The organism is Kitasatospora sp. NPDC001660 (assembly GCF_053596725.1).
The window spans coordinates 49,219-67,399 of the sequence record NZ_JBSFGU010000012.1 but is presented as its reverse complement, the minus strand read 5'-3'; the positions used below and the strand labels follow the sequence as shown (position 1 = coordinate 67,399).

Annotated in this window: 14 protein-coding genes and 1 riboswitch; of the genes, 6 read left to right on the top strand and 8 right to left on the bottom strand. The window is 75.9% G+C overall.

Annotation, left to right across the window (positions count from 1 at the left end; all coding sequences use genetic code 11):
• Positions 1-70: 70 nt before the first annotated feature.
• Both ACWCXH_RS15705 and ACWCXH_RS15700 read right to left on the bottom strand, forming a co-directional pair.
• A complete protein-coding gene (locus ACWCXH_RS15705) occupies positions 71-529 on the bottom strand; it encodes a protein-tyrosine phosphatase family protein (RefSeq protein ID WP_449801978.1) in 459 nt (152 codons plus the stop codon).
• Between the two features lie 271 nt (positions 530-800).
• Positions 801-2,144, bottom strand: coding sequence for a LuxR C-terminal-related transcriptional regulator (locus ACWCXH_RS15700; RefSeq protein ID WP_449801977.1), 1,344 nt, complete (start codon positions 2,142-2,144; stop codon positions 801-803).
• 217 nt (positions 2,145-2,361) lie between these two features.
• On the opposite strand from ACWCXH_RS15700, the gene ACWCXH_RS15695 reads away from it, so the two are divergent.
• Positions 2,362-3,291: an NADP-dependent oxidoreductase gene (locus tag ACWCXH_RS15695; protein ID WP_449801976.1), complete on the top strand. Its 930-nt coding sequence runs from the start codon at positions 2,362-2,364 to the stop codon at positions 3,289-3,291.
• A gap of 21 nt (positions 3,292-3,312) precedes the next feature.
• Here ACWCXH_RS15695 and ACWCXH_RS15690 read toward each other — a convergent pair whose 3' ends face one another.
• The 4 genes from ACWCXH_RS15690 to ACWCXH_RS15675 all read right to left on the bottom strand — a co-directional run bounded on the left by ACWCXH_RS15690 (position 3,313) and on the right by ACWCXH_RS15675 (position 6,458).
• Complete coding sequence (locus ACWCXH_RS15690) at positions 3,313-3,588, bottom strand: SpoIIE family protein phosphatase (RefSeq protein WP_449802098.1); 276 nt, start codon at positions 3,586-3,588, stop codon at positions 3,313-3,315.
• Positions 3,589-3,858: 270 nt separating this feature from the next.
• Positions 3,859-4,281: a MarR family winged helix-turn-helix transcriptional regulator gene (locus ACWCXH_RS15685; RefSeq protein ID WP_449801975.1), complete on the bottom strand. Its 423-nt coding sequence runs from the start codon at positions 4,279-4,281 to the stop codon at positions 3,859-3,861.
• Positions 4,282-4,334: 53 nt separating this feature from the next.
• Positions 4,335-5,528, bottom strand: a complete 1,194-nt coding sequence (locus tag ACWCXH_RS15680) for a M48 family metalloprotease (protein ID WP_449801974.1) — start codon at positions 5,526-5,528, stop codon at positions 4,335-4,337.
• A gap of 153 nt (positions 5,529-5,681) precedes the next feature.
• Entirely contained in the window at positions 5,682-6,458 is a 777-nt protein-coding gene (locus ACWCXH_RS15675) for a universal stress protein (RefSeq protein ID WP_449801973.1), read from the bottom strand.
• 230 nt (positions 6,459-6,688) lie between these two features.
• Between ACWCXH_RS15675 and ACWCXH_RS15670 the strand changes: the two genes are divergently transcribed.
• A complete protein-coding gene (locus tag ACWCXH_RS15670; protein WP_449801972.1) occupies positions 6,689-7,867 on the top strand; it encodes a CapA family protein in 1,179 nt (392 codons plus the stop codon).
• On the opposite strand, the gene ACWCXH_RS15665 is transcribed toward ACWCXH_RS15670, so the two are convergent.
• A complete protein-coding gene (locus ACWCXH_RS15665; RefSeq protein ID WP_449801971.1) occupies positions 7,803-8,207 on the bottom strand; it encodes a hypothetical protein in 405 nt (134 codons plus the stop codon). The two genes, ACWCXH_RS15670 and ACWCXH_RS15665, sit on opposite strands and share 65 nt — an antisense overlap.
• 404 nt (positions 8,208-8,611) lie before the next feature.
• A complete protein-coding gene (locus ACWCXH_RS15660; RefSeq protein ID WP_449801970.1) occupies positions 8,612-9,484 on the bottom strand; it encodes an MBL fold metallo-hydrolase in 873 nt (290 codons plus the stop codon).
• Between the two features lie 12 nt (positions 9,485-9,496).
• Positions 9,497-9,566: riboswitch (guanidine-III (ykkC-III) riboswitch) on the bottom strand.
• 115 nt (positions 9,567-9,681) lie between these two features.
• Between ACWCXH_RS15660 and ACWCXH_RS15655 the strand changes: the two genes are divergently transcribed.
• The 4 genes from ACWCXH_RS15655 (at position 9,682) to ACWCXH_RS15640 (ending at position 18,181) form a co-directional block, all read left to right on the top strand.
• Positions 9,682-10,560: a zinc-dependent metalloprotease gene (locus tag ACWCXH_RS15655; protein ID WP_449801969.1), complete on the top strand. Its 879-nt coding sequence runs from the start codon at positions 9,682-9,684 to the stop codon at positions 10,558-10,560.
• Between the two features lie 435 nt (positions 10,561-10,995).
• Positions 10,996-11,853 (top strand): DUF4132 domain-containing protein, encoded by an 858-nt coding sequence (locus ACWCXH_RS15650; RefSeq protein ID WP_449801968.1) that lies wholly within the window; start codon positions 10,996-10,998, stop codon positions 11,851-11,853.
• Positions 11,850-17,042 carry a hypothetical protein gene (locus ACWCXH_RS15645; RefSeq protein ID WP_449801967.1) on the top strand — a complete coding sequence of 1,731 codons (5,193 nt, stop codon included), beginning with the start codon at positions 11,850-11,852 and terminating at the stop codon, positions 17,040-17,042. The genes ACWCXH_RS15650 and ACWCXH_RS15645 overlap by 4 nt, the downstream gene beginning before the upstream one ends.
• Entirely contained in the window at positions 17,039-18,181 is a 1,143-nt protein-coding gene (locus ACWCXH_RS15640) for an ATP-binding protein (protein WP_449801966.1), read from the top strand. The genes ACWCXH_RS15645 and ACWCXH_RS15640 overlap by 4 nt, the downstream gene beginning before the upstream one ends.

Genomic DNA, 18,181 nt, shown 5'->3' with positions numbered 1-18,181 from the left:
CCCTCGACCTCCCCCAACGAGCCGTCGGCGGCAGGAGCACCGGGCGCGGCGTCCGGGGCCAGTTCGAGCATCAGTTGGCGTCACATGGGGAGGATTCTCCCGCGGACCGCCGGACGTACCGCTTCTGCCAGGGCGTCTCGACGGCGTGCGGGCTGTAGTGGGCCCGGACGTAGGCGACGGCCTCGGCGGGCGGGACGCCGTCCAGGACGGCGATGCGGGCGAGCGCGGTGCCGGTGCGCCCGCGGCCGCCGAGGCAGGCGACCTCGACGCGCTCGCCGGCGCACCGCTCCCACGCCTCGCGGAAGGCGGCCGCCGCGTCGGCGCGGTCGGCGGGGAGGCGGAAGTCGGGCCAGCGCACCCAGCGGGCCTCCCACGGGACGGGGGCGGGGCGGTGGCCGAGCAGGTGGAGCGCGAAGTCGGGCCGGGGGCCGGGCGGCAGCGGGCGGCTCAGACCCCGGCCCCGCAGCACGCGGCCGGACGGGAGCCGGAGGATGCCGGGGGCGGTCGGGTCCCACGTTGTCTCGGGCACGTCATCTCTCCCGATTTTCGCTTGTGCTGGAGTGAGGCTGGCGATTTTAATCGTCGACAGGGCCGCTGTCCGGTCCCTTATCGAGGGAGATGTCCATGATTGCGTACGTCCCTTGCCCTGTCTCCTGCTCCGATTCGCGCTCCGGTTCCGGCCTTGACTCCGTTTCCGGTTCCAACTCCGGTTCCAACTCCGACTCCGGCTCCGACGACACCGGCTGGAGCGCCGTACCGGGTGCGGCCCGCTGAGCCGCTGAACCACTCCTGAGCGTCGGTCACGACGCGACGTACAGTTCCGGAGCCGCCGGCATCCCGGCGCGGTGGGCAAGGGCGGCGGCCTCGCCACGGGAGGCGACGCCCAGCTTCGCCAGGATGTTGGCGACGTGGAACTTCACCGTCGACTCGCTGATGTGCAGTTCCCGGGCGATCTCGCGATTGCGCCGGCCCCGCGCCAACTGGTCCAGGACCTCCAGCTCGCGAGGCTGCAGACCGTCCAGCGGGTCCCCGGCGAGGGCCGGTCCGGGGGCGACGAGCGGCAGGTCCACCGTCACCGTGCTGCCCCAGCCGGGGACGGCCTCCACGTCGGCCCGGCCGCCGAGGGCGGCGATCCGGTCGGCGGTGCGGTGCACGGTGAGGGCGTCGGCGGCGAGCAGGCCGGGGCCGTCGTCGCGGACCACCGCCCGCAGCGTGTCGCCGGTGAACGTCCAGCTCACGTGCAGCCGGGTCACCCCGTCCTGGTCGAGCATCGTGAGGACGGTCGCCCGGACGGCGTCCCGGGCGGTGTGCGCGGTGTCCGCGGGGACGGACCGGGCGGAGTCGGCCGGGGGCACAAGGTCCAGCCGGACCCGGCCGTGCCGCAGCAGCGGCCGCAGCTCCTCGGCGAGCCGGGCGAACGCGGTGTCGGCCGGCTCCTCGCTCAGTGTCCGGTCGAGTTCGGCGCCCGCGCGCAGGTCCAGCAGCGCCGTCACGGCCAGTTCGGTGGCGTTGCGGCGCGCGGTCGCGTCGTCCAGGGCGGGCGAGCGCAGCGGCGCGAGGATCGCGGTGAGCGCGGCGCTGTGCAGGCCGGTGAACTCGGCGATCGCGCGGGCCCGGGCGTTCGCCGAGGCCCGGGAGGCAGCCGCGTGCTTGGGGGCCGCGTCGGTGGCCCGGTGGTGCGAGTGCGTGGTGATCAGCTCCCACAGCTGCTGGAGGACGGCGAGTGCGCCGTCGGGCACCGGCTCGGCGGTCGTGCGGACCAGCACCAGCACGGCGGCGCTGCTGTTGCCCGGCGTCGCCGCGGCCACCACGACGGGCCGTGTCCGGCCCGCGAGCCGGGCCTCGCCCTGCCACGGCCGGCCGTCCGGTGCCGCACCGGCGGTGGCCTCGGCGAGCCGGGAGAGCTCCAGGCTGCTGACCTCCCCGGCGAGTTCCGGCAGGCCGAGGGTCTTCGTGGGGGAGTACGTGCAGACGCCGCTGAGCTGGGCCAGCGCCACGTGCGGGACGAGCGTGCCGAGCACCTCGGAGAGGCGGTTCAGGATCGTGGGCCGGGGTGCGCGCAGCACCTCGACGGCCCTCGCGAGCGCGTCCTCGGGGCGCCCCCACCCGCTCTGCCAGTCCCCGTCCGTGCTCATTCCGGTCATGCCGTCCAGCGTAGCCCCGGGGATGCCCGGCCGGCCTGGCCGTTGGGAGGGGCGGAACCGTCCGAAAGGCGGGCCGGGGTGCGTCGGTCCGGAACCGAGGATGGAGCCGTACGAGTCGGCGGCTCTTCGACGACTCCCGTGTGACTCCTCGGCAAGTCCCTCGACTGCCCCCTCGACTGCCCCCTCGACAACTCCTTTACACGGCAAGGACTTTCTCATGACCAAGGCGATCGCCTTCTCCGAGTACGGCGGCGCGGACGTGCTCCGGCCCATCGACCTCGACCTGCCCGCCCCGGGCCCCGGCGAGGTCCTGGTCGAGGTCCGTGCGGCGGGCGTCAACCCGCTGGACCACAAGATCCGCGCCGGCCTGATGACGGACATGTTCCCCGCCGCCTTCCCCTTCGTCCTCGGCTTCGAACTGGCCGGTGTGGTCCGGGCCGTCGGCGCGGACGTGACCGCGTGGGCGCCCGGCGACGAGGTGTTCGGCGCCGTGATGGGTGGTGCGCACGCCGGGCACGCGATCGCGCCGGCCGGCCTGCTGGCCCGCAAGCCGGCCACGCTGAGCTGGGAGGAGGCCGCGGCGATCCCGGTGGCGGCGGAGACCGCCGAGCGGGCGCTGGACACCCTGGGCGCGCGGGCCGGTGAGACGCTGCTGGTGCACGGCGCGGCGGGCGGGGTCGGCACCCTGGTGCTGCAGTTCGCCCGGGTGCGCGGGATCACCGTGGTCGGCACCGCGTCCGAGGCCAACCACGCCCACCTGCGCGAGCTGGGCGCGATCCCGGTCGCGTACGGCGACGGGCTGGCCGAGCGGGTGCGGGCCGCCGCCCCGGGCGGCGTGGACCGGGTGCTGGACGCGGCCGGGCTCGGCGGGGTGCTGCCGCTGTCGATCGAGCTGGCCGGCGGCGCGGACCGGGTGCTGACGATCGTCGACATCGCCGGCGCCGAGGAGCACGGGGTGCGCTTCAGCGGCGGTGCCGACGGCGGTCCGGCGTACCACGGGCGCGCGTACGAGTCGGCGCTCGCGCTGCACGCGGCTGGGGAGCTGCGGCTGCCGCTGCACCGGGTGTTCCCGCTCGCGGAGGCGGCGGAGGCGCACCGGGTGAGCGAGCACGGGCACCTGCGCGGGAAGATCGTGCTCACCGTGTGAGGTGCGAACAGATGACAACTTTCAGCGAACAGATTTCGAAATCTGTTCGCTGAAAGTTGTTCGCCGTCCCCGCGTCGTCCCCGCGCCGTCCCCGTGCCGCCGCCCGCCGCCGGACTGGCGGTCGCCGGGGAGGAATGGGAACGCCTCCACCTGGTACTCGGCGGGGGCCAGTTCGCCGAGGCTGAGCGGCGGCGCCGGGTGGTGTGCGGCCGGCGGGGTGATGCCGTCGGGACGCAGCAGCAGCGGGGGCGGGTGGCCGTAGACGATCAGGCGGACCTCGGTGCCGTCGTCGGGGATGTCGATGGGTCTCGATGTTGGCGCTGGTCAGGTCCTCGCGGGCGGCGCCGATGCCCATGAGCGCGGCGAGTGCCGGCACGGCGGCGCCGAAGGTGGCGCGGGGGCCGGCGAGGGAGGCGGTGAGGTCGGGTCGCCATGATCGGCTGTGGTTGCGGGGGCGCGGGTCACGATCTCGCTCCCGTGGGGGCATCTTTCCTCTGTGCACCGTGCGGGCGGTGCGGCGCACCCCGGGCGGTGTCGTTCGCAGCCTCGGCGGGCGGGGGCGGGGGTTCAGCCCTCGGCGCCGTAGCGGGCGAGGTAGCCGGCGAAGCGGGCGACGTCCTCGTCGGACCAGTCGGTGAAGCGCTCGGTGAAGGCCAGCCGGCGCTGTTCGTTGGCGTCCCGCAGGAGGGTGAGCCCGGCGTCGGTGGCGCGCAGGATCTGGCCGCGCTGGTCGTCGGGGTCGGCCTCGCGGCGCAGCAGTCCGAGCTTCTCCAGGGCGGTGACCTGCCGGCTGACGGTGGACTTGTCGAGCATGAAGTACGCCGCGACGTCGGCCGCCCGGCAGCCGCCGCGCTCGGTGATCAGATCGAGGATGCTGTACGTGACCAGGGACAGGTCCGGGTGCAGCTGCGAGGCCTTGTGGCGGGCGCGGCGGGCGAAGGCGGTCAGCTCGCGCTGGATGGTGTCGATCGACGTCTGGCGGCCGGGCACGGTGTCCTGTCCTCCTCGAGATTTGTTGCACTATACAACGGATTTGGGGGGATTCAGGCCGGGGTGCCCGTCGGCCCACTGGTCCCCGGGGTGCCGGTCCGCACGCCCTCCGCCCGCCAGGTACGGGCGGCGGCGATCCGGCGGGTCGCGCTGGGGTGAGTGGCGAACAGTAGCTCAAGCACCCGGGGCGGGTCGACATCGGCCACGTTGGCCAGTGCCAGTCTGCGCTGCATCGCGATGAACTGCTCGGCGTCCGAGGTCAGTTCGAGGGCGTGCCGGTCCGCCCTGGCCTCGATCCGGCGGCTCGCCGCGCACTGCGCAGGCCCCGACAGCGCGCCCAGCAGCGCCGCGCCCGCCGCCAGCAGCGGGAGCGCCCGCGGATCGGCCGCGTTCGCCGCCCCGGCCGCCGCCGGCAGCGGCTGCCACGTGCTCAGCAGGCCCAGCACCGCGACCGCCACGGCCGCGCCCACCGCGCCCAGCAGGGTGCCGGTCAGCACGTCCCGGTGCTTCACGTGCCCCAGCTCGTGGGCGACCACCAGCTCGACCTCGCTCGGCTCGGCCGTCGACAGCAGCGTGTCGTACGCGACGATCCGGCGGGTCGCGCCCAGCCCCGACACGTAAGCGTTCAGCGCGGTCGTCCGCCGGGAGGCGTCCGCCACCAGGACGTCCCGGATCCGGACGCCGTCCCGCTCGGCCAGCGCGAGCAGCGCCGAGCGCAGCGGGCCCTCGGGCATCGGGGTGAAGCGGTTGAACACCGGCTCGACGAGGAGCGGGTGCAGGAACGACAGCGCCCCGACGAGCAGCGCCGCCGCGCCCGCCCCCGGCACCCACCAGCGCTCCGGCGACCACGCCGTGAGCGCGAACAGGCCGAGCGCGAGCGGCGGGACGAGGACGAGCGCCAGTGCCAGGCCGCGCACCGCGTCCATCGCCCAGCCGGCCCAGCCCTGCGTCACCAGCCCGTACCGGGCCCGGACCACCCGCACGCCGGCGCCGAACGGCAGCTGCGCCGCCTGGCCGAGCACGACGAGCGCCGCCGCGCCCGCCAGCACCTCGGCGGTGCGGGAGCCGCCGAACCAGCTGCCGACGGCGCTCACCAGGCCGGCCCCGGCGGGGGTGAGGCCGAGGACGAGCGTGAGCGCGAGGCCGGTCAGCCGCCCGCCCAGCGCCCACGGGAGCTGGGCGCGGCGCAGCGCCCGGCCGCGGGCGCGTTCGGCGGGGGTGAAGTCGTCCGTGGTCGTGGCGTCCATGGGTGGGGTGCGGCTCCGGGGTCCTGGGCGGTTCGGCTGCTGGTACCTGTCGGGGTTCAGCATGGCGTACCGCGGCGGGCCCGGTTCGCTCCTCGGCCGGGTTCGCTCCTCGGCCCGGTTCGCTCCTCGGCCGGGTTTGCTCCTCGGCCCGGTTCACTCCTCCGCCGGACCGGTGGCGCTGTGGACGCCCGCGCGCAGGAGCTGGTGGCCGAGGTCGACCAGGGCCCGGCCGACCGCGAACTCGTCGCCGACGGCGGCCGCCGGGGTGTCGCGCGGGTTGCGGCGGGCGAGCGCGTCGCTGTGCAGGACGTCGCCGTCGGCGTCCAGCACGGCGTGCACCCGGGTGGTGTCGCCGTCCTCGACGACGTGCAGGCTGAGCTGCCAGTCCTTCGTGCGGGCGGCGCCCTCGGCCGACGCCGTGGTCGAGCGGGGGCGCGGCGGGGCCGAGGCCGTGCCGTCGGCGCGGACGATCACCACCGGGCAGACCCCGTGCACCGCGCAGCGCGCGCTCACCGAGCCCAGCAGCGTCCGGGCGAAGGTGCCGCGGCCGCTGCTGCCCAGGACCAGCAGGTCCGCCTCCTCGGCCGCCCCCAGCAGCACCTCGGCGGCGTGGCCGAGCACCAGGCTCTCCCGGACCTCCACCGGGCGGTCCCGGCCGACCACCTCGTTCACCTCGGCGGTCAGGGTGCGGCGGGCGGTCTGCTCGAAGCCGTCGTCCACCATCGGCGCGAACCAGCCGTACAGGGACGGGTAGTCCCAGGCCGCCACCGCGTGGACCACCGCCCCGGTGAGCACGGCCTGCCCCACCGCCCAGCGCAGGGCGGCCTTCGACGGCGGCGAGCCGTCGATCCCGACCACGATCCGGCGCGGGCGGCCGGTGGCGGGCCGGGTGGTGGCCGACTGGTCCTCGGCCGGCTGGTTGGTGCCCATGGCGTACCACCTCGGTGAACCTCGGCGTGCGGGTGCCCCTCTCCACGCTGCGCGCGGGCGGGGGTGGTGCACCAGGGACGCGGTGGCCGGGCGGGGCGGGCGGTTGGGACGGGCGGGCCAGGTTCGGTTCGGTGTCGATCTTGTCCTTACGGTGCCCGAACGGTGCACAAACCGCGCGGGTCGGTGACGTAGGCTGACCGCTCTTGTGTCGACCCCGGGGGGAACCACTCATGCGCCGCGCCGCCGTATCCGCTGCTGCCACCGCCGCACTGCTGACCGGGCTGACGGGCGTCGCCGCGTGCGGGCCCGACGACCCGGCGCCCGCGGCCGCGCCCGCCACGGCGTCCGGTGCCGTGTCCGCCGTGCCGTCCGCCGCTGCGTCCGCCGCAGCCCCCGGCACGGCCCCCGGCGCGACGTCGGCCACGCCGACCGCCAAGCCGACCGCGCCCCGGTCCGACGGCACCATCCGGGTGGCGTTCGCCGGGGACGTCCACTTCGAGGGCCGCACCGAGGCCCGGCTCGCCGTGCAGCCGCCCGAGCAGGCGCTCGGCCCGATCTCCGCGACCCTCGCGGACGCCGACCTGTCCGTGCTCAACCTGGAGACCGCGATCACCGGCCGCGGCGCCCCCGAGCCCAAGCTCTACACCTTCCGCACCTCGCCCAAGGCGCTGGACGCGCTCAAGGCCTCCGGCGTCGACGTCGTCTCCATGGCCAACAACCACGCCGTCGACTTCGGTGCCGACGGCCTCACCGACACCCTCAAGGCCAAGGAGTCCGCGCCGATCCCGGTCATCGGCGTGGGCCGCACCGCGAAGGAGGCGTACGCGCCGTACGTCTCGACCGTGCGGGGCGTGAAGGTCGCCGTGGTGGCGGCCAGCCAGGTCGAGGACCTCACCAACCAGAAGTGGCGCGCCGGCGCGGCCAAGCCGGGCATCGCCTCCGCGCTCGACGAACCCGCGGTGGTCAAGGCGGTCGAGGAGGCGAAGCGCCAGGCGCCCGTCGTCCTCGTCTACCTGCACTGGGGCGAGGAGGGGAAGGCCTGCCCGACCGCCGCCCAGACGTCCATCGCGAAGAAGCTCGCCGCTGCCGGCGCCACCGCCGTGGTCGGCACCCACGCCCACACGATGGTCGGCTCCGGCATGCTCGGGAACACCTACGTCGGGTACGGCTTCGGCAACTTCCTCTGGTACGGCACCTCCGACTACCCGTTCTCGAACGAGACCGGCGTCACGACGCTTACCGTCACCGGCGACGGCCGGGTGACCGGCGAGGCGTTCACCCCGGCGACCGTCGACGACCGGGGCGTCCCGGTGCCGGTGACGGGCGCCGCCGCGGAGGCCGCGCTCAAGCGGCGCGACGGCCTGCGCGGCTGCGCGGGACTCGCGCCCGCGCCCGCCGCTTCGCACTGAGCTCGTCGACGTCCCGGGTGGTCAGCGCCGCGGCCACCGACAGCCCGGTGCCGCGCGAGGCGGCCAGCCGCTCGCGGACCTCGCGCGGCGTGCGCGGGCGCCAGCCGGGCCCGTCGCAGCACGAGGAGTGGAACGTCACGCCCGCGTGCAGCAGCGCGGTGAGCGCCCGCCAGCCGGCGTCGTCCCGCTTCCGCGGCACCTCCAAGTCGTGTCCGGCGTCGACCAGGTTCTGGCCGCAGCGCGGGCACCCGTCGTGCCCGGCCGCACCGAGGCGCTTCATCGACACCCGGCAGGACGGGCACACGTAGTGGCGCAGGGAGGTCTGCGATCGCGTGCACATGCCCGCCACGCTAAGGGAGTCGGCGAGTCGCGGCACCCCGTTTTCGGCCGCCGCGGGCGATGGCAGGATCGGCGTTCCGAGCGGACCGGTGGACGGACTGGACCGGCAGACAGACCGGCAGACGGGCCGCGACCACCCGCGCACGGGCTTCCCGCTCTACCTGGTCGTCAACCCCCGGCAGTGGACGGTGATGCCGTCCTCCGAGCCGACCGACGACCGCTACCGCACGAGGACCGAGCGGAAGTTCGGCGACTCGATCCGCATTCCCGACCCGTTCGCTTCGAACCGGACCTGCCGGGGCTCGTGCCGTACAAGGACTGACCCGCGACGCGGCAGGGCCGCTCCGGCACGACCGGGCAGCCGGCTCCTGAACGGGGGCCGCAGGTCCGGGCCACCGGGCACGGTCACTCGCTCGGCCAGAGGATCAGGTCCGCCAGGGCGTGCCGGGCCGGCCGGGTGCCCAGTTCGGCGAGGGCGGCGCGGATCTCGTGCAGGTGGCCCACGGTGAGCTGGAGCGGGGGCTCGTCGGGCTGGTAGGTGGTGCGGATCGGGTAGTCGAGGCCCGGATCGCGGGTCATCTCGATGTGGCAGCCGAGCACGTGCGTCACCGGGCGGCGCCCGGTGAAGGCGATCAGGCGGTCGACGGTGCGGGTGAAGGCGGCCCAGTCGTCGATGTAGAGCCGCCCCGGGTAGACGGTGTCGCCGGTGAGCAGGAAGCCCGTCCACGGGTCGTAGTAGGTGACCGCCGCCGCGTGGTGCCCCGGTGTGGCGAGGCATTCGAGCACGCGGCCGCCTCCGAGGTCCACCCGGGCCACGGCGTCCGGGGCCGCGTCGAAGCCGAAGTACGGCCACGCGAGGGCCGGATCGGCGGCCACCACGGTCGTGCCGGGGCGGTCGGCGAACTGGCCGTCGCCCGCGACGTGGTCGCCGTGCGGGTGGGTGTGCAGGACGAGCAGCCCGTAGCCCTCGCGGTCCTCCCGGGGGTTGCGGTCGAGCCACTTCCCGATCAGCTCGTCGACCACCGCGCGCAGCGGGAAGTACGCGGCCTCGACGGTGGCCCCGGTGTCGATCAGCACCGCCCGTTCGGCCCCGAACAGGAGGTACAGGAACGGCGCCTCGTAGTTGGTCGCCTTGTTCTGCCGAAGAATGACGGTGTGCTCGTCGTACTCGTGGACCTGGATCTCCGGGTCCGTGTCGTGCTTCGCCGACGGCGAGCCGTGGATCCACCGCACGTCCAGCGGCCGCGGCACCGGGACGGCCCGGGTGAAGTCGGACATGACGCCTCCTCCGGTGCGTCGTCTTGTCAGGCCGGGTACGGCGCACGTCTCGTCCGGGGCCGACGCGCCGGTGCGCCGCCACCGGGACGCTAGCACGGGGCGGACCCGCCCCGGAGGCCCGTTCCCGCGGGCCGGATTCCGGCCGGTCGGGCGGACCGAGTGGGAAGAGCTTTCCCGGCGACGTACAGTTCCGCTTCGTGATCGAGATCGAGATCGTCGTCGAACAGCAGGCGGGCGGTGGCTGGGACGCCCTGGCGGAGGCGGCCCGCGCCCTGGTCGGGGAACTGGCCGGCCCCGTCCAGGAGACCACGGGCCTCGACCTCGGCCCCGAGGTGCGCCTGGTGCTGGTGGACCCCGACGGGTTCGCGCAGCGCCGAGAGGCCTACGTGCGCCGCGTCTGCGAGACCGTCCTCGCGGGCGACGCCCTGGCGGCCGTCGCGGACCCGGCCAAGCGCGAGAAGGCCGAGGCGGCGCTGCGCAAGGGGTCGGCGTCGGCGGACTCCGACCGCAGGATCACCTGCGTGCCGTCCGGGCGGGTGGTCCAGGACGAGGACGGCCGGTGGGTCGTCCTGCTGGCCCCGGCGCTGCTGGCCGGCGCGCCCCAGCGGGCCCCGCTGCGGGCCGTGCTGACGCACCTGCTCACCCACCAGGCCCAGATCCGCGCGGGCGGCCCCCGGCCCGGCGCCGACGCGGTCGAGGCGCTCCTGCTGCACCGGACGTCCGGCGGCACCCGGGAGGACGACCCCGTCCTCGGCGCCCTGTGGGAGGGCCACGCCCGCTGGGCGACACGCCGCCTGCTGGCCCGCGACCAGGCGGGGGAGCGGCCGACGGCCCGGGCCGCCCGTCTGCTGTCCCGCCTGCCGGGCGTGCGCGCCGAGCCGGACACCCACGACCAGGCGGTGCGGTTCGTGCACAAGCTCGTCGACGCGGGCGGGACGGAGACGGTGAACCGGATCTGGACGGACCGCTCCCTCGTCCCGACCCGCCGCGAACTCACCGACCCCGACCGCTGGCTGACCCGCACCGGGCTGGAGCCGCGGGAGGACGGTTCGCGGGAGGACGGTCCGGAGGCTTGATCCAGGGGCGGTCCCGCAGCAGGTGCGTGGGCCCGTCGGCGAGGCCGCCGCGCCGACTGGCGTGGTCGTGCCCGCCGTTGAATCCGCGGTGCGTGAGGTCGCAGCCGCGCGCCGGGAGGGCGTCGCGCAGGTGGCGGCTCCGCGCGGGAGCTCCGCTCCTGAAGCCCCACCTCGACGCAGAACGGCGCCGCCCGGCGCTCGTCGGCCGCGGCCCTCCCCGCCCGCCGTCCGCCCTCGCGTGGCCGCCCCCGACCATCCCTCGCTCCGCCCGACGTGATGACCTGTTGCCCCGCCAGGCCGCGACGACGAGCTCGTTCACTCGTTCGATGGGTTTGGTTTCCGCAGGTCGGGAACTCCGGGCCCGGGGCGTCGGGTTGTCAGTGGGCCTCGCTACGTTCCTCCCATCGCTGACCGACAGGTGGGAGGAGAACGGCCGTGGCATGGGTGGAGACGAGTGCGGGCGGGTATCGCGTCGCGCTCGACGGGGACGGCACGGTGCTGTGCCGGAACGCGGCGGGGCGGCAGCTGAAGGCCGTGCCGCCGAAACTCGGCGACGACCCGGTGGTCACCCAGCTGCGGCAGCTCGCCGAGTGGCTGGGGGCGCACGAGCGGCGCTGCCTGGAGGACGTCGAGCGGTGGATGGTGCGCTCACTGCCCGTGCCCGCGGCCGTGGTCACCGCGGTCTGGGCCGACGAGGCCTGGCGCGGCGTCCTGCGGGACGTGGTCGTCACCGGGCCCGACGGCGTGGTCGCCGGCTTCCTGCGCGACGCCGACGCCGAGCGCGGGCTCGGGCTGGTCGACCCGGACGGCGACACCGTGCGCCTCACCGACAGCGAGATCCGGATACCCCACCCCGTCCTCCTCCCGGAGCTCGACGACCTGCGCGAGTTCGCCGTCGAACTCGGCGTCTCCCAGCGGGTCCAGCAGCTCTACCGGGAGGTCTGGCACCGGCCGGAGGAGGTCCCGGGCGGCACCGAGGTCACCACCTACGCGGGCGGGCGCTACAAGGAGCTGCGCGAGCTCGTCGGGCGCTGTGCCCGGCTCGGCTACCGGGTGCGCGGCGGCAGCGCCGTCGTGCCGGTGACGGAGGACGGCCGCACGGTCGAGGCCCGGCTCTGGGTCGGCGACTACTACGAGTACGACGCGTGCGAGACGGGCCCGCTCAGCTGGGCGGGGCCGGACGGCCGGGCGCTGCCGCTGGCGCAGGTCGGTCCGGTGGCCTGGTCCGAGGGCATGCGGATGGCCGCCGCACTGTACGCCGGCCGCACGATCGAAGGGGAGGAAGCGGCATGACCGCCAAGAGCCTGAACGCCCGACCGGACACCGACCTGCACGAGCGCCCGCACGAGCGGCTCCTCGACGCCGGCGCCGTCCTCCCGGCCGGCACCGTGCCCGGCGCGGGCCGGCCCGACAGCGCCGCGGACGTGCTCACCGCCCGCACCTACACCCACCCCGCGCTCGACGGGCGCCGGATCGTCCGCCTGGTGCCCGGCGCGCTCGGCCCCGCCGAGGACCTGGCCGTCGACTTCCTCGGACTCGCCCCGGACACCGAGCCCGCCGAGGTCGGCCAGGTGCGGCAGGAGGCGCTCGGCTTCCCCGCGTGGGCGCTGGTCCACGACCCGGCCAACGGGCACCACGCGCTGGCCCTGGTCAAGGAGCTGGAGCGGCTGGCCCGCCAGGCCCGGTCCAAGCCCGGCGCCGCCAAGGACGGCTTCGACGCGCTCGCCGGGCGCCTCGGCCGCGCCGTGCCGCACTTCCTGCCCACCTTCTGCGAGGAGGTCGGCCGGATCTTCCTCGGGGTCGGCAACCAGACCTACGCCGCGAGCTGGTTCGGCAAGGCCCGCGAGGCCGAGCGCACCCACGGCCTTGAGGTCGACGAGGAGCGGCTGCGCGCCGTCTTCCTGGAATTCGCCCTGGCCGGCGCGCTCACCGTCAAGTCCCTGCGCCAGTACGTGAAGTCGCTCGCTTCCCGGCTCGACCCGCCGACCGCCTGGCAGCGCTTCCGCCAGCTGTGCACCGAGCGCGCCGCCGCCGGCATGGCCCCCTACGCGGGGGTCGCCGAGGACGCCCGCGCACTCGTCAAGGCCGCCGGGCTGGACCGGGAGGAGCACGAACAGGCACTGCTCGCCGAGCTGTTGGCGGCGCCGGCGGCCAACCGCGCGCCCGTCGCGTTCTGGAAGTCCTGGCACGGCGCCCTCGTCGCCCTCGGCCAGCGCGACGAGGCGGTCCGGGTCCGCCTGCTGGAGCTGATGCCCACCGCGGGCGGCAACTCCGACGCGTCCGCGCACGACGCCGCCTGGCTCGCCGTGCTCGCCGCGACCGGCGCCGAGGCCCTGCTCACCGGCCCGCGCGACGAGGCCGCCGAGCACACCGCGGACACCGAGCCCGCCGCCTGGCTCCGCCGCTGGGCCGACCACCTCGGCCGCGGCTGGGGCTCCCCGCCCCCCTGCGCCGCCACGGTGGCCCTCGCGGGCCGGATGGCCGAGCGGCTGCGCGCCGATGGCGTCCCGGTCGACGTGTTCACCGGCATCCGCCACAGCACCACCCAACTCGACCTGCTGGAGCGGTTGCTGGCCGACGGCGTGCCCGTCGCCGACCCGCCGGCCGGGCTCGGCTTCGACCTCACCGGCTGGGCCCGCCACACCGGCTCCACCGGCCCCGGCCTCGCCGCCGTCGCGGCCGACCCCCGCTTCCGGCCCGTGCTGCGCGCCGCCACGCCCGCGGCGTGGGAGACGGCCGTCCAGCAGCAGGTGCCCGCCCTGCCGCTGCTGCGCGAGCTGTTCGCCGAATGGGCCGAGGAGCGCGCCGCCGAGGTGGTGGCCGCCCGCGGCCTGGCCGGCGCCGCCGACCTCGTGCGCATGCTCTCCCCGTACCGCACCGTGCTGCGGGCGATCGCCCCGGACGCCGCCGAGCGGATCGCGGGCCTCGACGTCGCCGGGCTGCTCGCCCGCGCGCTCGGCGCCGGCATCCTCGACGAGCTCGGCTGGCCCGCCCTGGAGGAGGCGCTCGACAAGCTCGCCGACCCGCCGACCTCCGGCACCGGCCAGGACGACCACCCGGAGAAGGCCCCCGGCGCCCGCACCCTCCAGGGCCTCATCATCGAGGACGCCTGGCCGCACCTGATCCTCGCCCGCCTGGACCGCGCGATCGTCGTCGGCCCGCAGGGCATCGTGCTGGAGCACACCCTGCGCCTGCCCAAACTCGAACGCTGGAACCGCCCCCGGCTGCGCTTCGTCGACGGTGAACTCCTCGTGGTCTGGCAGGAGGAGCGCAAGCAGCGGGCCTACTGGTCGGGCCGCCCGGCCGAGGTGTTCGAGCTCGGCGGCGAGACCATCGCCTGGTACTTCTACGGCGACCGGAATCCCGAAGCCCCGTCCCTCCCGCTGCCCGGCGGCGGACGGACCACCGGCGAGCGCCCACTGCACACCGGCGACACCCGGATGCCCGCCGAGCACCGCGTCCTCGGCGACGGCACCGGCCACTGGACACTGCGGCAGGGCCCCGAGGGCCCGGTGCTGCACGAGTTCGACCCGTCGACCGGCACCCTCGGCCGCACCGCCGAACCGCCGGTGATCGCCGCCTCGGCCGCCGCCGGCGCTCTCGACCTCGACCGCACACGGCTGCTGCCGGTCCAGCCCGGACTGGAGCACACCCCGCTCGGCACCGACGGCACCGTGCTCGGCAGCTGGGTGCGCGTCGATGCCGGGCGCACCGTCACCACCGTCACCGCCGACGGCCGGACGATCGTCCTGCCCCTGTACGGCGGCCACCCGAACGTCGTCCCCGTCGGCCGGCTCGCCCTGCCGGGCACGACTGGCGCGAACGCCCCCACCGGCGCGAACGGCACGCCGGGGGAGACCTCCGAGACCGCCGCGACGGGCCCGATCGTCACCAGGTCGATCCGCGACCACCTCGCCCTCGCCCTGCCCGACCTCGGCACCGACACCGGCGACACCGCCGACCGCGCCCGCACCGTCGACCTGAGTCCCTGCCGCCCGGGCGACCTCCAGGCCGCCGGCACCGGGCTCGTCCCGCCGCTCGACCACTGGCACGCGCTCCGCCCCCGCGACGAGGCCGGCTCACACGTGCTGCGCGCCGTCACCCCGGAGCAGGCCGCCGCGCTGATCGACATCGCCTGGCCCGCCGACATCGAGCCGGTCCCCGAGGCCGAGCAGCGCTGGATCACCGTCCAGGGCGTGCGCCGCAAGCTCGCCCACGGCAGCGGCGCCCGCCGCAGGCTGCCCGTCCACGCCGTCGGCGCCGCCCTGCCCGGCATCACCGACGCGCGGCTGCTCGCCGGGGTCGCCGGGCTCGCCCGGATCGCCGCCGAACTGCTCGACCGCGTCGCCCGGTTCGTCCCGCAGCCCGAGGCCGAGGCCCGCCCCTCCGCCGCTGCGCCCGCCGAGCACCGGCCCGACCACGGACGCGACGCCGAAGTCCAGGCCGCCGTCCGCGGCTGGGTGCCCGACGTCGACCGCTACGGCTCCTCGTGGGGCGCCCCCAGCACCTGGAAGGTGATGAACAACCTGCGTTCCGTCACCGCCGTCCTCGCCGACCCGCCCCCGGCCACCGCCGAGGGCTGGAGCAACCCCACCTCCGTCGACCTGAAGGGCGGCGACGTCCACCACGCGTGGCTGCTCCTGCTCGGCCGGCTCCACCTCCTCGCCCAGGCCGCGGCGTCCCCGCTCACCGAACCCGCCCACCGCTCCACCCTCGTGCTCCTGCTCGGCGAGCTCACCAAGGGCCCGCTCGCCGACCGCGGTGCCACCCTGCGCCAGATCGTCCTCAGCGAGCCCATCGAGCGCACCACCACCGGCCGACCCGCCACCCACCGCCAAGGCCAGGTGCTGCGCCATGGCAACCGCACCGTCGTCATCCTCGGCCACCGCAACAACCGTGGCGACCAAGCGCACTGGCTGGCCGTCGACCACGACCCGAGCGGCGAGTTCGGTCCGGTCGACCACTTCACCACCATCGAGGAGCGCGGCACCGAGGAGCGGCTCAGTGCCGCCTGGATCGCCAAGTTCTGGCGGGTCCTCGCCCTGCGCCGACCCGTCCCCGCCGACCCGGCCCGGGCCGCGGCCTTCGGCGAGCTCACCGGCATCGGCACGGCCCGGGCGGCCCTGGTCCTCGCCGCGGCGCCCGCCCTCTTCCAGTGGCACGGCCCGGTGCTGCCCGCCGACCGGCTCCAGGAGTTCGGCCTCAAGGCCGCCGAGGCCACCGCCGCCCGCGACTGGCTGCGCCGGCGCGAGCGTGCCGGGCTCGACCAGGTCTGGGCCGCGCTGCTGCCCGCCGACCCCAAGACGCTCTGGACCGACGGCCCCGAGCTCGCCGCCGGGGCCGAGGCCTGGATCCGGCACTTCGGACGGCTCGTCACCCTCCCCGACGACGCCCAGGCCACCGTCACCGGCGTCGACATCGAACACGTCGAGGTCGTCCTCAACCCCGACCGGACGCCCTGGCTCAGCCGCACCACCACCTTCCGCCTCACCACCACCCCCGACGGGTCGGCGAAGCAGATGGTCGCGGCCGACCCCTCCGCCGTCCCCGGCTTCGGCGTGCTGCGCGGAGCCATCGACGCCGTCCGCTGGCTCGTCTACCACCTGCCCGCCGACAGCCCGCTGCGCCCGCTGTTGCCGCGAGCCGCCACCGCTCTGCGCGAGCGCCTCGCCGACCCGGAGCTCCTGTTCGACTTCAACCTCTTCCAGACCGCCAAGGGCCAGTCGCTGGCCACCGTCCTGCGCTCCCACTTCGGCCTGCCCGCCGAGGGCGGCGCCGACGCCGACGGGCTGGTCCGCTGCGGCCCGGCCCTCGTCCTCGCCCCCAGCGGCGGCGGCATGGAGCGGGTCCTGCTGCGCCCCGCCGGGCTCACCGGTGCGAACGACCAGGTGCTCGAGCTGCTGGAGGGGCTGGGCGCGGGCTACGGCCTCGCCGACGAGCTCGCCGCCATCGCGGCCATCCTCGGCGGCGAACCGGAGAACCTGGCCGCCCGCACGGAGCCGGCCGGCTCCGCCGAGGGCGACGCGAGGTGGCTGCAGAACCCGCAGTTCTCCGTCCCCGCCCTCGTCACCGAGGCGGCCCGCACCCACGGCCTCGGCGAGGACGCCGCCGCGCTCTACCTCCAGCTACTCGCCCTGCCCGACCCCACCGACCGCAACGCCGCCCGCTGGACGGGCTGGAAGCCCGCCCGGCTCAAGCGCGCCCGCGCCGAACTCGCCGCCACCGACCTCGTCATGGAGGCCAAGCGGGCCCGGGCCGGCCGCACGCTCTTCCTGCCCTGCGGCTGGCAGGAGGCCCGGGCGCCCGCCCTTCCCGCCGAGACCTGGAAGGCCGCCTTCTACGAGCTGGCCTCCCACCGGCCCGCGCTGCCGCACCAGCCCGTCCCCGAGCTGTTCGCCCGGGCCTGGCAGCGGACCGTCGACGGCGACGCCCCCGGATACGAACAGCTCCAGACCGCCAAGCGCAGGAAGGCCCGCCGATGACTGCCGACACCACGACCGCCCCCGCCCGGCAGATCACGCCGCCCGAGGAGAAGTACGCCGCCGAACTGGAGTTCCTCGCCGCGCACGACTCCGGCCCGCGCCCGCCCGGCTGGCGGCTCACCCCGCGCGCCGTCGTCACCTTCGTCCTGGGCAGCGACGGCGAGAAGCTCAAGGCCGGCCGCAGGAGCCTCGCCATCGAGCGGAAGTTCGTCGGCGAGCGCGCCCTCGTCGAGCGCTGCGTCGTCACCCTCGCCGGAGAGCGCGGCCTGCTGCTCGTCGGCGAGCCCGGCACCGCCAAGTCGATGCTCTCCGAACTGCTCGCCGCCGCCGTGTGCGGCACCAGCGCGCTCACCGTCCAGGGCACCGCCGGCACCACCGAGGACCAGCTCAAGTACGGCTGGAACTACGCCCTCCTGCTCGCCAAGGGCCCCAGCCGGGAGGCCCTCGTGCCGTCCCCGGTGCTCACCGCGATGACGGCCGGTGCGGTCGCCCGGGTCGAGGAGGTCACCCGCTGCCTGCCCGAGGTGCAGGACGCCCTGGTCTCACTGCTCTCCGAACGGCGCGTCGCCGTCCCCGAGTTGGCGGGTACCCCGGACGCCCAGCTGCACGCCGCCCCCGGCTTCACCCTGATCGCCACCGCCAACCTGCGGGACAAGGGCGTCAGCGAGATGTCCGCGGCCCTCAAGCGGCGGTTCAACTTCGAGACGGTGGGCCCGATCGCGAGCCTCGCCGCCGAGGTCGACCTCGTCCGCCGCCAGTCCACCGCCGCCGTCGCCCGCGCGGGCGCCCCGTTCACGGTGGACGACGCCGTCCTCGACGCCCTCGTCACCGCCTTCCGCGACCTGCGCACCGGCCGCTCCACCGAGGGCTGGGACGTCGAACGCCCGTCCACCGTGATGAGCACCGCCGAGGCCGTCTCGGTCGCCACCGCCCTCGGCGTCACCGCCGCCTACCTGCCCGACGGCGGCGACCTGCTCGGCCGCCTGCCCGGTCAGCTGATCGGCGTCGTGCGCAAGGACGACCCGGCCGACGCGGCCCGCCTGCTCGGCTACTGGGACGGCCCGGTCCGCCGCCGCGCCGAACAGGGCGCCGCCACCTGGCGCACCCTGTGGGACCTGCGCCCGGCACTGGAGGCGTGA